Source organism: Proteus sp. NMG38-2 (assembly GCF_020640995.1).
Classification (GTDB): Bacteria; Pseudomonadota; Gammaproteobacteria; order Enterobacterales; family Enterobacteriaceae; genus Proteus.
Genome location: NZ_CP085481.1, coordinates 4006653 through 4022105 on the forward strand (window position 1 = coordinate 4006653; position 15453 = coordinate 4022105).

The 15453-nt window shown below is 42.0% G+C and carries 8 protein-coding genes, 2 tRNA genes and 3 rRNA genes; 4 read left to right on the forward strand and 9 right to left on the reverse strand.

All coding sequences use genetic code 11. The features are described from left to right. The first annotated feature begins 13 nt into the window (after positions 1-13). Complete coding sequence (locus LG402_RS18805; RefSeq protein WP_166539988.1) at positions 14-655, forward strand: bifunctional 4-hydroxy-2-oxoglutarate aldolase/2-dehydro-3-deoxy-phosphogluconate aldolase; 642 nt, start codon at positions 14-16, stop codon at positions 653-655. 75 nt (positions 656-730) lie between these two features. On the opposite strand, the gene aceK is transcribed toward LG402_RS18805, so the two are convergent. From aceK to aceB, 3 genes are all read right to left on the reverse strand, one after another. Next, positions 731-2452, reverse strand: a complete 1722-nt coding sequence (aceK, locus tag LG402_RS18810; protein ID WP_166539880.1) for a bifunctional isocitrate dehydrogenase kinase/phosphatase — start codon at positions 2450-2452, stop codon at positions 731-733. Positions 2453-2528: 76 nt separating this feature from the next. Next, positions 2529-3836 carry an isocitrate lyase gene (aceA, locus tag LG402_RS18815; protein WP_227336122.1) on the reverse strand — a complete coding sequence of 436 codons (1308 nt, stop codon included), beginning with the start codon at positions 3834-3836 and terminating at the stop codon, positions 2529-2531. Between the two features lie 69 nt (positions 3837-3905). Then, the gene (aceB, locus tag LG402_RS18820; RefSeq protein WP_166539879.1) at positions 3906-5498 is read right to left on the reverse strand and encodes a malate synthase A; all 1593 of its coding nucleotides are present in this window, start codon (positions 5496-5498) and stop codon (positions 3906-3908) included. Between the two features lie 339 nt (positions 5499-5837). On the opposite strand from aceB, the gene metA reads away from it, so the two are divergent. After that, entirely contained in the window at positions 5838-6767 is a 930-nt protein-coding gene (metA, locus tag LG402_RS18825) for a homoserine O-acetyltransferase MetA (protein ID WP_166539878.1), read from the forward strand. Positions 6768-6824: 57 nt separating this feature from the next. Here metA and LG402_RS18830 read toward each other — a convergent pair whose 3' ends face one another. Beyond that, complete coding sequence (locus LG402_RS18830) at positions 6825-7928, reverse strand: glycerol dehydrogenase (protein WP_166539877.1); 1104 nt, start codon at positions 7926-7928, stop codon at positions 6825-6827. A 252-nt stretch (positions 7929-8180) separates the two neighbouring features. On the opposite strand from LG402_RS18830, the gene LG402_RS18835 reads away from it, so the two are divergent. Both LG402_RS18835 and idi read left to right on the forward strand, forming a co-directional pair. Beyond that, entirely contained in the window at positions 8181-8825 is a 645-nt protein-coding gene (locus tag LG402_RS18835) for an epoxyqueuosine reductase QueH (protein ID WP_109408462.1), read from the forward strand. 132 nt (positions 8826-8957) lie between these two features. Further along, on the forward strand, positions 8958-9494 hold the full coding sequence (gene idi, locus LG402_RS18840) for an isopentenyl-diphosphate Delta-isomerase (protein WP_166539876.1): 537 nt from the start codon (positions 8958-8960) through the stop codon (positions 9492-9494). Between the two features lie 105 nt (positions 9495-9599). On the opposite strand, the gene rrf is transcribed toward idi, so the two are convergent. The 5 genes from rrf to LG402_RS18865 all read right to left on the reverse strand — a co-directional run bounded on the left by rrf (position 9600) and on the right by LG402_RS18865 (position 15090). Further along, a 5S ribosomal RNA gene (gene rrf / locus LG402_RS18845) occupies positions 9600-9715 on the reverse strand. Positions 9716-9924: 209 nt separating this feature from the next. Then, positions 9925-12827 (reverse strand): 23S ribosomal RNA (locus LG402_RS18850). Positions 12828-13166: 339 nt separating this feature from the next. Further along, a tRNA-Ala gene (locus tag LG402_RS18855) sits at positions 13167-13242 on the reverse strand. 157 nt (positions 13243-13399) lie between these two features. Continuing rightward, a tRNA-Ile gene (locus tag LG402_RS18860) sits at positions 13400-13476 on the reverse strand. Positions 13477-13547: 71 nt separating this feature from the next. Further along, positions 13548-15090 (reverse strand): 16S ribosomal RNA (locus LG402_RS18865). Together the 16S, 23S and 5S rRNA genes with 2 tRNA genes alongside form the textbook arrangement of a ribosomal RNA operon. Positions 15091-15453: the final 363 nt, after the last annotated feature.

The window sequence follows — 15453 nt, forward strand, 5'->3', positions numbered from 1 at the left end:
GGAAATACAAATGATGAATCATTGGAATACAAGTGCAGAGTCTGTACTAAAATCAGGGCCTGTCGTTCCTGTTATTGTTATTAATCATATTGATGAAGCTGTACCTGTTGCCAGAGCATTAGTTGCAGGTGGCGTAAAAGTTTTAGAAGTCACATTACGTACAGACTGCGCTATTGAAGCTATTCGCCGTATTGCGAAAGAAGTCCCAGAAGCCATTGTGGGTGCAGGAACCGTGATTAATCCACAACAGTTAGCACAAGTTACTGAAGCAGGCGCTCAATTTGCTATTAGCCCTGGGTTAACAGAAGCGCTACTCAAAGCTGCAGTAGCTGGAACGATCCCTTTAATTCCTGGTATTTCAACAGTTTCTGAGCTAATGCTCGGTATGAGTTATGGCTTAAATGAATTTAAGTTTTTCCCTGCTGAAGCCAACGGGGGTGTTAAGGCATTAAAAGCAATTGCAGGACCATTCTCAAAAGTTCGCTTCTGTCCAACCGGAGGTATTTCACCAGATAATTACCGTAATTATCTGGCGCTAGAAAGCGTACTTTGTATTGGTGGCTCTTGGTTAGTGCCTAATGATGCGGTTAAAGCTGGTGATTTCCAGCGTATTACTGAATTAGCTAGAGAAGCCGTTGCTGGCGCTCAGCGCTAATTTTTGCAATAAAAATATATTTAGCTCAATAAAGATAGGTATCCCCTTTATGCCTATCTTTGTTTTTAACCTTTTTTATCCTGACTGATCACGATAAGCAAATCGCTTAGTTTGGGCATAAGCGTAAACATCCTCAATATACCCTACTTTAATTCTTTGCTGTTGTTGTTGCCAATATTCTGGTGATAAAAGATCATGATGTTGAGCCTCAAAATAACGACAGACTTGTTTATCACTGCATAAAAAATAACGAAATTCTTCTGGAAAAACATCATTAAGCGCAACGCTATACCAAGGTTCACTGGCTAATTCATCTTCAGGATAGCGGGCCGGAGGGATCGCCCGAAAATTCATATCTGTAATATAGCTAATTTCATCATAATCATAGAAAATGACACGATGATGACGAGTCACTCCAAAGTTTTTAAATAACATGTCACCAGGAAAAATATTCGCCGCGATAAGTTCTTTTAATGCTTGGCCATAGTCTTCGACGACAGCTTTGAGTTGATTATCATTACATTGCGCCATATAGATATTGAGAGGCGTCATTCTGCGTTCCATATAAAGATGGCGGATCAGTAGCTTATCGCCAAGATCTTCCAATTTATTTGGGATCTCCTGTTCAAAGACAGCCATTAACTCAGGGCTAATTCTTTTTTTATCGACCACAAAATTCTCAAATTCTTGAGTATCTGCCATTCGACCTACACGATCGTGCTCTTTAACTAATTGATAGCACTCTTTTACACGCTCAGCGGTGATCGTTTTTTGTGGCGCAAATTTATCTTTGATCACTTTAAAAACACGATCATACGTTGGTAACGTAAACACCAACATCACCATACCTTTTACTCCTGGTGCTTCGATAAATTGCTCCGATGAAAAATTCATAAAAGCAAGGTATTCGCGGTAGTATTCTGTTTTACCGTGTTTTTGACATCCAATAGACATATAAAGCTCAGCGATAGATTTCCCTGGTAATATATCTCTTAACCATGCAACTAATGCCGCAGGAAATGGCGCATAAACCATAAAATAAGAACGGGCAAAACCAAAGACAATACTGGCTTCATCTGCGGTTATCAAACAAGTATCAATCAACAATTGTTGTTCAATATTATGAATAGGTAATAGAAACGGAATATATTGATTATCAATAACAATTTTACCTATTAGCCACGCAGCTTTATTTCGATAAAAGAGTTCATTTGCAATATGAAATACCGCATTACGTAACTGCAAAGAAGAAAACTGGGCATTTAGCACATTACAGATTGAATTAATATCTCGTTGCTTATTTTGCCACGGCAACCGTAAAGGTAAGCGCGATAAGATGTCTTGCAGTAATGTCGGTAAATCACTTTGAATAACAAACTGCTTTGATAATGGTCGAGGGGCTTGCGTAAAGCGATAAGCCGGTTGTGATGAAAAAACAAAAAGATTTCTTTTATTCAATTCACGATGGTGAAACAGACGACAATAAACGGAATTAAAAAAGCTTTCTGCAATCTCAAATCGAGGATAATTAGGCAATAATTGCGTATAGTTTTCTTTTACTTTTTGTAAAAAAAGACTTTCTTTATCAATGTCGTGACGAATACATCTAAGTTGTTCAACCACTAATCCAACATGATTATCATATAAACGGATGCGCTCTTTCATCGCCAGTTGAGCACCATGCCAATCTGCTTGTTCAAAACGATATTGAGCTCCTGATGTTATCTCAAGGAAACGACCATATTGAGCATCAAAGCCCTGTAAAATTGTTTGAGCAATCAAATCTTCTGGCGTCATTCACAACCTCACGAAAAAGAGGAGCATCCTGCTCCTGAATTATCACCACAAAAAGAGATAATAATATTTTTAAACTTTAGAATTGCTGCTCTTCTGTTGAGCCTGTTAGTGCCGTTACAGAAGACATACCACCTTGAATAATCGTCGTGACTTTATCAAAATATCCTGTTCCCACTTCTTGTTGATGTGAGGAGAAGGTATAACCTTGATTAAGTGCAGCAAATTCTTTTTCTTGTACTTTTTCAACGTAATGCTTCATACCTTCACCTTTAGCGTAGTCATGCGCTAAATCAAACATGTTGAACCACATGCTATGGATACCCGCTAAAGTAATAAATTGGAATTTATATCCCATTGCAGAAAGCTCATCTTGGAAATGCGCAATCGTGCGATCATCAAGATTCTTTTTCCAGTTAAAGGAAGGTGAACAGTTATAAGCCAGCATTTTTCCGGGATATTTATCGTGAATAGCTTCGGCAAACTTAGCCGCCATTTTCAGATCGGGGAGTGATGTTTCACACCACACCAAATCGGCATAAGGTGCATAAGCAAGACCACGGCTAATGGCTTGATCAATACCAGCATGGGTACAGAAGAAACCTTCAGGTGTACGTTCTCCTGTTAAGAACGAACTATCATAAGGATCGCAATCAGAAGTTAAGAGATCCGCGGCATCGGCATCTGTTCTTGCAACTAATAAAGTTGGTACATCAGACACATCAGCAGCTAAACGTGCCGCAACCAATTTTTGTACAGCTTCTTGGGTTGGAACTAATACTTTCCCCCCCATATGTCCGCATTTTTTCACTGCGGCTAACTGATCTTCAAAATGAACACCTGCTGCGCCAGCTTCAATCATCGCCTTCATTAATTCAAAGGCATTTAATACACCACCAAAGCCCGCTTCCGCATCAGCCACAATAGGAAGGAAGAAATCAATATAATCTTTATGTTGAGGACCAATACCATTTGACCACTGAATTTGATCAGCTCGTCTAAAAGTATTATTGATACGTTGTACAATATTAGGAACAGAATCAACCGGATATAAAGACTGATCAGGATACATGCTTGCCGCAGTGTTAGCATCAGCAGCCACTTGCCATCCTGAAAGATAAACGGCTTCTAACCCTGCTTTTGCTTGTTGCAACGCTTGCCCACCCGTTAAAGCCCCTAATGCATTCACATAGCCTTTTTTCGATTTTCCATTTAATGATGACCAAAGCCTTTGAGCGCCACGTCGTGCTAAGGTATGTTCTGGGTTAACCGAACCTCTTAATTTAATGACATCTTCAGCGCTATAAGGACGAGTAATACCTTTCCAGCGAGGTTGTTCCCACTCTTTCTCTAATTGGGCGATTTGCTCTGATCTACTAATAGTCATAAAAACAGCTCCTATAAATACGGTAGTGATGATGTTTGCAGTTTATAAATACGTTTTGACGTATCTTTTTTAATTTAAAAGTTGATAACCCGGCAAAGTCAGAAAATCGACTAATTCATCTTGGGTTGTAATGTTATCCATCAAAGAGGCGGCTTCTTTAAAACGCCCTTCTTCGAAACGAGTATCACCGACTTCTTGGCGTATCACCTCAAGCTCTTCTTTCAACATATTACGGAAGAGATCTTTAGTCACAATTTGCCCATCAGACAGCGTTTTTTGGTGGCGAATCCATTGCCAAATAGAAGTACGCGATATTTCTGCCGTTGCGGCATCTTCCATTAGTCCATAGATAGGTACGCAACCATTACCAGAAATCCACGCTTCGATATATTGCACAGCAACACGGATATTAGCTCTCATGCCCTTTTCTGTACGTTCACCTGTACAAGGTGCTAATAACATTTCTGCCGTTATTTTTTCATTACGTTGTACATCAAGTTGATTGGAACGAGCTCCCAATACGGCATCAAAAGCCGCTAATACGGTTTCAGCAAGACCAGGATGAGCAATCCAAGTACCATCATGGCCATTTGTTGCTTCAAGCTCTTTATCATCAAATACTTTTTTCAAAATAATGCCGTTTTGCTCAGGATCTCGACTTGGAATAAACGCAGACATTCCTCCCATCGCAAAAGCGCCACGTTTATGGCAAGTTTGAACAAGTAGACGAGAATAAGCACTCAAGAAAGGCTGAGTCATCGTGATCCCTTGTCTATCTGGTAATACACGATCAGGGTAATTTTTTAATGTCTTGATATAGCTAAAAATATAATCCCAACGACCACAGTTAAGCCCGACAATATGCTCTTTCATGTGGAAGAGGATTTCTTCCATTTGGAAAACAGCGGGTAAGGTTTCAATTAATACCGTGGCTTTAATCGTTCCTGTTGCTAAACCAAAGCGTTTTTCAGTGAAATGAAAAACATCACTCCACCATTTAGCCTCTTGCCATGTTTGCAATTTAGGAATGTAGAAATATGGTCCACTTCCTTTTTCTAACAGTGCTTTGTGGTTATGATAAAAATACAAAGCAAAATCAAATAATCCACCAGAAATAGGCTCCCCCTGCCATAACACATGTTTTTCAGGAAGATGTAATCCTCTAACTCTGGCAATCAATACTGCCGGTGATGCTTTAAGTTGATAGCATTTACCCTGTTCATTGGTATAAGAAATGGTGCCTTTGACGGCATCACGCAGATTAATTTGACCATCAATCACTTTGTCCCATGTTGGTGCTAAGGAATCTTCAAAGTCCGCCATAAAGACTTTTACATTGGCATTCAATGCATTGATAACCATTTTGCGATCAACAGGCCCTGTTATTTCAACACGACGGTCTTGCAGATCTTTAGGTATTGGATTAACTTTCCAATCCGAATTTATAATGGAATCTGATTCCGAAATAAAATCAGGAAGCATTCCATTATCAACTTTATTTTTCCACTGTTCCCTTTCTGCTAATAAGGTATCCCTTCTCTCTGAAAAATGATTAACCAAATCAGTTAAAAATAACTTAACGTCTTGATTTACTATCTCTTTTTCCTGTTCACCAAAAGATTGCGTAAAATTTAATTCTTCTGTTATTAACGATTGTGACATTCTGCATTCCCCTAAAATCGTTTACACACCTGATTAAGATTAATGCAGTTTTCACAAAAATCAAAAATGAATTCCATTTTTATTTAAATAATTTTTAACAATGTGATTACAATAGTGTTTTTTTATTGTACAAAAACGGAAATTTCAAAAATAACTCGAGGGATCTAGAAGAGATCACTAACGAAAGGAAAAAAGAGTGTTCATACTTGATGATTTTACCTATATAGCTTTTTCTTATATGAATATTCTTCATACACAACATGAAGACCTCGACATTCAAAAGGTTATTAGCTAAATTTAGGCTTCTAGATGTCTAGATGTTTTTTAGAGGTTATTGAAATGCCAATTAGAGTACCCGATGAGCTGCCCGCAGTCCGTTGTTTACAAAAAGAGAATGTCTTCGTCATGACATCCAGTAGAGCGAGTATTCAAGATATTCGCCCTTTAAAAGTGCTTATCCTTAATTTAATGCCTAAGAAAATAGAAACAGAAAATCAATTTCTGCGGTTACTTTCTAATAGCCCTCTGCAAATTGATATCCAATTATTACGCATTGATTCTCGTATCCCTAAAAATACGCCAGTAGAACATCTCGATACTTTCTATTGCGATTTTGACCAAATTAAAGAACAAAATTTTGATGGTCTTATTGTTACAGGGGCACCATTAGGGTTAGTCGAATTTGAAGATGTGGCTTATTGGGATGAAATAAAGGAAGTTATTACATGGGCTAAAGAACACGTCACTTCAACACTTTTTATTTGCTGGGCTGCCCAAGCAGGGCTAAATATTTTATATGGATTACCAAAATATACGCTAGAACAAAAAATTTCAGGAGTATATCGTCATAGCACTTGCTCGCCTCTTTCATTATTGACTCGTGGATTTGATGAAACTTTTTTTGCACCCCATTCTCGTTATGCAGGGTTTCCTATCGATTTTATTCAACATAATACTGATTTAGAGATCCTTGCGACTTCAGAAGAAGCTGGCGCTTATTTGTTTGCATCAAAAGATAAAAGAGTTGTCTTTGCAACTGGGCACCCAGAATACGATCCCAATACACTAGCAGATGAATATCATCGTGATGTTAAAGCAGGGCTAGATCCTCAATTACCAGAAAATTATTTTCCTAATAATGATCCAAGTAAAAAACCTATCGCTTCTTGGCGTAGCCATGGGCATTTATTGTTTGCAAACTGGTTGAATTACTATGTTTATCAGATAACACCGTTCGATCTTGCCCATATGAATCCAACCTTGGATTAAAGAAAAACCCCAAAATAAAATTTGGGGTTTTAAGATAATCATTTGCCAAGCTAAGAATTATTTATAGCGATGAGCTAATGCATTAGCAGCGATCATTGCATTATAAACATCGTATTCAGTGACTCTCATTGGCATATTACCCATGGTATCACCTTCGGCACAGGCAATTTTCGCCACAGTACGCCATTCGCTTTCAATGAATTCTTTCATACCCATATCTTCAAGTGTCAGTGGTAATTCCGCCGCTTTAATAATACGGATCACTTCATCAATTTCTTCTTGTGGCGCATTTTCTAGCACTAATTGTGTTAATAAACCAAAGACAACTTTTTCACCATGTTGAACACGATGTAAAGACTCAACCGCAGACATACCATTGTTAACCGCATGAGCAGCGGCTAAACCGCCAGCTTCGGCACCAACACCACTAAGATAAATTGTTGCTTCAATAGTTTGTTCTAATGCTGGTGTAGTAATTTTATGACGGATAGCATCCATTGCTTTATCAATGTTTTCACTTAACATTTCAAAGCATAATTGTGCTAAACCAAGGCCTGTACGTGATGGGCGTTGATTGACTAAGTTTAAACCATCTGCTTGATAGCAAGCGCGTGCTTCAAAGTAAGTCGCTAGAGCATCACCAACACCCGCTGAGAAAAAACGTTGTGGTGCAGAGGCAATAATCGCAGTGTCTGCAATAACAACATCAGGGTTTTGTGGTAAAAATAAATATTTATCAAACTCACCATTTTCTTTGTATAACACTGAAAGTGCAGTACAAGGTGCGTCAGTAGAAGCAATTGTAGGGAATAAAATAACAGGAATATGTTGATAATAAGCAACCGCTTTAGACACGTCTAATGTCTTGCCACCGCCAATACCAATAATAACGTTCGCTTTATTCTCAATTGCAATTTGACCAAGGCGATTAACTTCTGCTTCAGTACATTCGTAATTAAATTTTTCAACAATCGCTCCAATCTTATTTTCTTTTAGAGAAGGAAGCGCTTCTTTAGTTACTTTTTCTAAGAAAAATTCATCACTAATAATAAAAGCATTATCACCAAAATCTTTAACGTATTTACCAACAGAAGCAAGAAGTTGGCTACCAATAAAGAATTTTTTTGGGGAGGTTACAGAACGAGGTAATATAGACGGCATAACTAAATTCCTTTATTTTTGATTTTGCTATAAACAATAGCAGAATTAGTATTTCATCTTACCTCTCATCAGAATATGAATCTAGTAAACTCTCTGATAGCTATTACCTTATATATTGATATTGCATTATTTAAATACATGTAAAACAAATAGTTATTTTAATATAATTTTAAAACAGCAGATTAATTACGTATTTATATCTATAATATAAGCATTGTTTTATAACTAAAATAACGTAGTTTAGGATCATCAATGACACTTATACGAGAAAAACTGACATTACCTGCAAATGCCAATAAACTCTTATTACATTCTTGTTGTGCCCCTTGTTCTGGTGAAGTCATGGAAGCATTACAAGCATCAGGCATTGAATATACAATCTTTTTTTATAATCCCAATATTCATCCTCAAAAAGAGTATTTAATTCGAAAAGAGGAAAATATCCGTTTTGCTAAAAAACATAATATTCCTTTTGTCGATGCCGATTATGATACTGACAATTGGTTTGAAAGAGCTAAGGGAATGGAAAAAGAGCCTGAACGTGGTATCCGATGCACAATGTGTTTTGATATGCGTTTTGAAAGAACAGCTCTTTATGCTGCTGAAAATGGTTTTTCTGTTATTTCAAGTTCACTTGGGATATCACGGTGGAAAGATATGAAACAGATAAATGGTTGTGGCGAAAGAGCAGTTGCGCCTTATCCAGATATGGTTTATTGGGATTATAATTGGCGTAAAAAAGGTGGCTCAGCCAGAATGATAGAAATAAGTAAGCGAGAACAATTCTATCAACAAGAATACTGTGGGTGTATTTATTCGTTAAGAGATACAAATAAATATCGTAAATCACAAGGCCGAGAACTTATTAAGATTGGCGTTCAATATTATACTGCTTAGATCTTTTTCCTTTTATTCTAGGCATCACAAATGTGATGCCATAAAAAGGACAACACAATAAATCGTTATTTGATATACAGTCATGTTATATTCACGCTATAACAATATATTATTTTATTAAGGTGATTTCTTGTGGAAGACGCTGTTATTCTCGTAGATAAAAATGATAATGAGCTGGGAACGATGCCAAAGCTTGAAGCTCATATTGTAGGCGCCTTACATCGAGCCTTTTCAATATTTATTTTTAATTCAAAGCAGCAATTACTTATTCAACAACGTGCAATATCTAAATATCACTCTGGTGGTTTATGGGCAAACACTTGTTGTAGTCATCCTCTTCCAAACGAATTAGTTTCAGATGCTATTCATCGTCGTTTAGATGAAGAATTAGGCATGAAATGTGATATGCAATCTATTGGAACTATTCTATATAACGAAAAAGTGACTGATGATCTGATAGAACATGAATTTGATCATCTATTTCTTGGGTTTAGTAACGAATTACCACTTAGTAATCCAAATGAAGTGATGAATTATCGCTGGATCTCTCTCGATTATCTTTATCAAGATATTGAAGAGAACGCACAAAATTACAGTGTTTGGTTTCGTTACATATTAAATCGGATGGGAATTGAGCAGTTTTCTCGTTGGAGCCAAGGTATTATTTAGCAATTATTTTATTAACAAAGATAAATTACTCATTGATTTGAGCTTTTAAAAAGCTTAAACGCAAAAAAGCCAACCCATTGGGTTGGCTTTTTCGTCTTATTTAATGCCTGGCAGTTCCCTACTCTCACATGGGGAGACCCCACACTACCATCGGCGCTACAACGTTTCACTTCTGAGTTCGGCATGGGATCAGGTGGGACCGTTGCGCTATGGCCGCCAAGCAGAATTCTTCAAATTCTTTAATTATTCGTCTCATCCTGAGACTCACCCCTTTGGGGCCAGTGCTCCGCACTGTTCCAGTTTGTTCCAGACAAACTGGTCTGTTTAATCACCCGTTACTCCGATTTCTCGTCATAACCAGCAATTTCAATCTTAAACAAGCTTACTTCATCTACTTTTCGTCTCTCAGACAAAACACCTTCGGTGTTGTCAGGTTAAGCCTCACGGTTCATTAGTACTGGTTAGCTCAACGTATCGCTACGCTTACACACCCAGCCTATCAACGTCTTAGTCTTAAACGTTCCTTTAGGTCACTCAAGGTGACAGGGAAGACTCATCTCGAGGCAAGTTTCCCGCTTAGATGCTTTCAGCGGTTATCTCTTCCGCACTTAGCTACCGGGCAATGCCATTGGCATGACAACCCGAACACCAGTGGTGCGTTCACTCCGGTCCTCTCGTACTAGGAGCAACCCCTCTCAATCTTCCAACGCCCACGGCAGATAGGGACCGAACTGTCTCACGACGTTCTAAACCCAGCTCGCGTACCACTTTAAATGGCGAACAGCCATACCCTTGGGACCTACTTCAGCCCCAGGATGTGATGAGCCGACATCGAGGTGCCAAACACCGCCGTCGATATGAACTCTTGGGCGGTATCAGCCTGTTATCCCCGGAGTACCTTTTATCCGTTGAGCGATGGCCCTTCCATTCAGAACCACCGGATCACTAAGACCTACTTTCGTACCTGCTCGAGCCGTCACTCTCACAGTCAAGCTGGCTTATGCCTTTGCACTAACCGCATGATGTCCGACCATGCTTAGCCAACCTTCGTGCTCCTCCGTTACTCTTTAGGAGGAGACCGCCCCAGTCAAACTACCCACCAGACACGGTCCCCGATCCAGATTATGGACCTAGGTTAGAACATCAAACGTTAAAGGGTGGTATTTCAAGGTTGACTCCATGCAGACTGGCGTCCACATTTCATAGTCTCCCACCTATCCTACACATCAAGGCTCAATGTTCAGTGTCAAGCTATAGTAAAGGTTCACGGGGTCTTTCCGTCTTGCCGCGGGTACACTGCATCTTCACAGCGAGTTCAATTTCACTGAGTCTCGGGTGGAGACAGCCTGGCCATCATTACGCCATTCGTGCAGGTCGGAACTTACCCGACAAGGAATTTCGCTACCTTAGGACCGTTATAGTTACGGCCGCCGTTTACTGGGGCTTCGATCAAGAGCTTCTCCCTAAGGATAACCCCATCAATTAACCTTCCAGCACCGGGCAGGCGTCACACCGTATACGTCCACTTTCGTGTTTGCACAGTGCTGTGTTTTTAATAAACAGTTGCAGCCAGCTGGTATCTTCGACTGGCTTCGGCTCCGTCCGCAAGGGACTTCACTTACCGCCAGCGTGCCTTCTCCCGAAGTTACGGCACCATTTTGCCTAGTTCCTTCACCCGAGTTCTCTCAAGCGCCTGAGTATTCTCTACCTGACCACCTGTGTCGGTTTGGGGTACGATTGTTGGTAACCTGAAGCTTAGAGGCTTTTCCTGGAAGCAGGGCATCAATTGCTTCACCACCTTAGTGGCTCGTCATCACACCTCAGCATTAAGTGACCGGATTTGCCTAATCACTCTGCCTACATGCTTGAACCGGGACGACCGTCGCCCGGACAACCTAGCCTTCTCCGTTCCCCCATCGCAGTTACCACCAGTACGGGAATATTAACCCGTTTCCCATCGACTACGCTTTTCAGCCTCGCCTTAGGGGTCGACTCACCCTGCCCCGATTAACGTTGGACAGGAACCCTTGGTCTTCCGGCGTGCGGGTTTTTCACCCGCATTATCGTTACTTATGTCAGCATTCGCACTTCTGATACCTCCAGCATACCTCACAGTACACCTTCGCAGGCTTACAGAACGCTCCCCTACCCAACAATACATAGTATTGCTGCCGCAGCTTCGGTGCATGGTTTAGCCCCGTTACATCTTCCGCGCGGGCCGACTCGACCAGTGAGCTATTACGCTTTCTTTAAATGATGGCTGCTTCTAAGCCAACATCCTGGCTGTCTGAGCCTTCCCACTTCGTTTCCCACTTAACCATGACTTTGGGACCTTAGCTGGCGGTCTGGGTTGTTTCCCTCTTCACGACGGACGTTAGCACCCGCCGTGTGTCTCCCGTGATAACATTCTTCGGTATTCGCAGTTTGCATCGAGTTGGTAAGTCGGGATGACCCCCTAGTCGAAACAGTGCTCTACCCCCGAAGATGAGTTCACGAGGCGCTACCTAAATAGCTTTCGGGGAGAACCAGCTATCTCCCGGTTTGATTGGCCTTTCACCCCCATCCACAAGTCATCCGCTAATTTTTCAACATTAGTCGGTTCGGTCCTCCAGTTAGTGTTACCCAACCTTCAACCTGCCCATGGATAGATCACCGGGTTTCGGGTCTATACCCTGCAACTCATTCGCCCAGTTAAGACTCGGTTTCCCTACGGCTCCCCTATACGGTTAACCTTGCTACAGAATATAAGTCGCTGACCCATTATACAAAAGGTACGCAGTCACCCCATAAAGAGGCTCCTACTGCTTGTACGTACACGGTTTCAGGTTCTTTTTCACTCCCCTCGCCGGGGTTCTTTTCGCCTTTCCCTCACGGTACTGGTTCACTATCGGTCAATCAGGAGTATTTAGCCTTGGAGGATGGTCCCCCCATATTCAGACAGGATAACACGTGTCCCGCCCTACTCGTCGAGTTCACAATAACAGCATCTTCAGATACGGGGCTATCACCCTTTACTGCCGGACTTTCCAGACCGTTCTCCTGATGCTGCTATTGATTAAGACTCTGGGCTGTTCCCCGTTCGCTCGCCGCTACTAGGGGAATCTCGGTTGATTTCTTTTCCTCGGGGTACTGAGATGTTTCAGTTCTCCCGGTTCGCTTCATGACGCTATGTATTCACGTCATGATAATATCCATTGGATATTGGGTTTCCCCATTCGGAAATCGTCGGTTATAACGGTTCATATCACCTTACCGACGCTTATCGCAGATTAGCACGTCCTTCATCGCCTCTGATTGCCTAGGCATCCACCGTGTACGCTTATTCGCTTAACCTCACAACCCGAAGGTGTCTCTTCTTGAAGACGTCTGGGTGGTGATGACTGTGCAGATTACATTTCGTCGTTGGGCAGTGCTCGCCATGCTCACATACTCATGTATGTTGCGCTGACTGTGCGCTGGCCGCCTCGAACTGTAAATTGCTCGCTCATCCCACTTTGATGTCGAAAAACACATTCAAAGTTTGAGATTTTGAGAGACTCATCAATATACCTCGGTGATATATTGATTTGTTTTCAATTTTTCAGCTTGTTCCAGATTGTTAAAGAGCAAAATAATTCGCAGTATACTATTGCTAATATACTCTGAATTATTGTTTTTATATTCAAGAGATTATGGTGGAGCTAAGCGGGATCGAACCGCTGACCTCCTGCGTGCAAGGCAGGCGCTCTCCCAGCTGAGCTATAGCCCCATAATGCATTCTTAATACCGTGTCGTTTCTCAGGTTTCTCTCTTATCAGGAATTTCCTTTAAGTAAGAATTGAGCCAATCGCAGTGAGACAAGGCGTGGAGTCACGAAGTTTACATTAAGTAAACGAGTGAATTCACAACGCAGTATCAATACGATTTGGTAGGCCTGAGTGGACTTGAACCACCGACCTCACCCTTATCAGGGGTGCGCTCTAACCACCTGAGCTACAAGCCTATACCGGTATTTCTGCTCGTTCTTCATCAGACAATCTGTGTGAGCACTACACATAACACGTATCTCTTAGGTAAGGAGGTGATCCAACCGCAGGTTCCCCTACGGTTACCTTGTTACGACTTCACCCCAGTCATGAATCACAAAGTGGTAAGCGCCCTCCCGAAGGTTAAGCTACCTACTTCTTTTGCAACCCACTCCCATGGTGTGACGGGCGGTGTGTACAAGGCCCGGGAACGTATTCACCGTAGCATTCTGATCTACGATTACTAGCGATTCCGACTTCATGGAGTCGAGTTGCAGACTCCAATCCGGACTACGACAGACTTTATGAGTTCCGCTTGCTCTCGCGAGGTCGCTTCTCTTTGTATCTGCCATTGTAGCACGTGTGTAGCCCTACTCGTAAGGGCCATGATGACTTGACGTCATCCCCACCTTCCTCCGGTTTATCACCGGCAGTCTCCTTTGAGTTCCCGCCATCACGCGCTGGCAACAAAGGATAAGGGTTGCGCTCGTTGCGGGACTTAACCCAACATTTCACAACACGAGCTGACGACAGCCATGCAGCACCTGTCTCAGAGTTCCCGAAGGCACTCCTCTATCTCTAAAGGATTCTCTGGATGTCAAGAGTAGGTAAGGTTCTTCGCGTTGCATCGAATTAAACCACATGCTCCACCGCTTGTGCGGGCCCCCGTCAATTCATTTGAGTTTTAACCTTGCGGCCGTACTCCCCAGGCGGTCGATTTAACGCGTTAGCTCCAGAAGCCACGGTTCAAGACCACAACCTCTAAATCGACATCGTTTACAGCGTGGACTACCAGGGTATCTAATCCTGTTTGCTCCCCACGCTTTCGCACCTGAGCGTCAGTCTTTGTCCAGGGGGCCGCCTTCGCCACCGGTATTCCTCCACATCTCTACGCATTTCACCGCTACACATGGAATTCTACCCCCCTCTACAAGACTCTAGCCAACCAGTTTCAGATGCAATTCCCAAGTTAAGCTCGGGGCTTTCACATCTGACTTAATTGACCGCCTGCGTGCGCTTTACGCCCAGTAATTCCGATTAACGCTTGCACCCTCCGTATTACCGCGGCTGCTGGCACGGAGTTAGCCGGTGCTTCTTCTGCGGGTAACGTCAATTGACAAAGGTATTAACTTTATCACCTTCCTCCCCGCTGAAAGTACTTTACAACCCTAAGGCCTTCTTCATACACGCGGCATGGCTGCATCAGGCTTGCGCCCATTGTGCAATATTCCCCACTGCTGCCTCCCGTAGGAGTCTGGGCCGTGTCTCAGTCCCAGTGTGGCTGATCATCCTCTCAGACCAGCTAGAGATCGTCGCCTAGGTGAGCCATTACCTCACCTACTAGCTAATCCCATATGGGTTCATCCGATAGCGCAAGGTCCGAAGAGCCCCTGCTTTGGTCCGTAGACGTCATGCGGTATTAGCCACCGTTTCCAGTAGTTATCCCCCTCTATCGGGCAGATCCCCATACATTACTCACCCGTCCGCCGCTCGTCAGCAAGAAAGCAAGCTTTCTCCTGTTACCGCTCGACTTGCATGTGTTAGGCCTGCCGCCAGCGTTCAATCTGAGCCATGATCAAACTCTTCAATTAAAAGTGTTTGATGCTCAAAGAAATCGAAAACTTAGCTATTCATAAATGAATTTACTTTTGTTGTTCACTCTTCAAGACTTGATACATCTAATATTTTAGAAGATATCGTCTCTGCGAGTGCCCACACAGATTGTCTGATAATTTGTTAAAGAGCAGTGCAACATTTGCTGCCGTTTCCGGTCTTCTGCGTTGTTGCGAGGAGGTGCATTCTACATCTTCCTCATTCAGTGTCAAGCGTTTATTTTCAAGGCTTTTCACTTTTTTTCTTTGTTCTCTCGGCTAACTCACTTAGCGTGGTTTGCCGTGACAACGAGGACGCATTATAGGGAGTTTTCTGAGGCTGGCAATAGTTTTTTTAAGAAA

What these genes read in the sequence shown, in the direction of transcription:
- LG402_RS18805 (WP_166539988.1), top strand. Translation starts at nt 14, where the DNA reads ATGAATCATTGGAATACAAGTGCAGAGTCTGTACTAAAATCAGGGCCT.
- aceK (WP_166539880.1), bottom strand. Translation starts at nt 2,452, where the DNA reads ATGACGCCAGAAGATTTGATTGCTCAAACAATTTTACAGGGCTTTGAT.
- aceA (WP_227336122.1), bottom strand. Translation starts at nt 3,836, where the DNA reads ATGACTATTAGTAGATCAGAGCAAATCGCCCAATTAGAGAAAGAGTGG.
- aceB (WP_166539879.1), bottom strand. Translation starts at nt 5,498, where the DNA reads ATGTCACAATCGTTAATAACAGAAGAATTAAATTTTACGCAATCTTTT.
- metA (WP_166539878.1), top strand. Translation starts at nt 5,838, where the DNA reads ATGCCAATTAGAGTACCCGATGAGCTGCCCGCAGTCCGTTGTTTACAA.
- LG402_RS18830 (WP_166539877.1), bottom strand. Translation starts at nt 7,928, where the DNA reads ATGCCGTCTATATTACCTCGTTCTGTAACCTCCCCAAAAAAATTCTTT.
- LG402_RS18835 (WP_109408462.1), top strand. Translation starts at nt 8,181, where the DNA reads ATGACACTTATACGAGAAAAACTGACATTACCTGCAAATGCCAATAAA.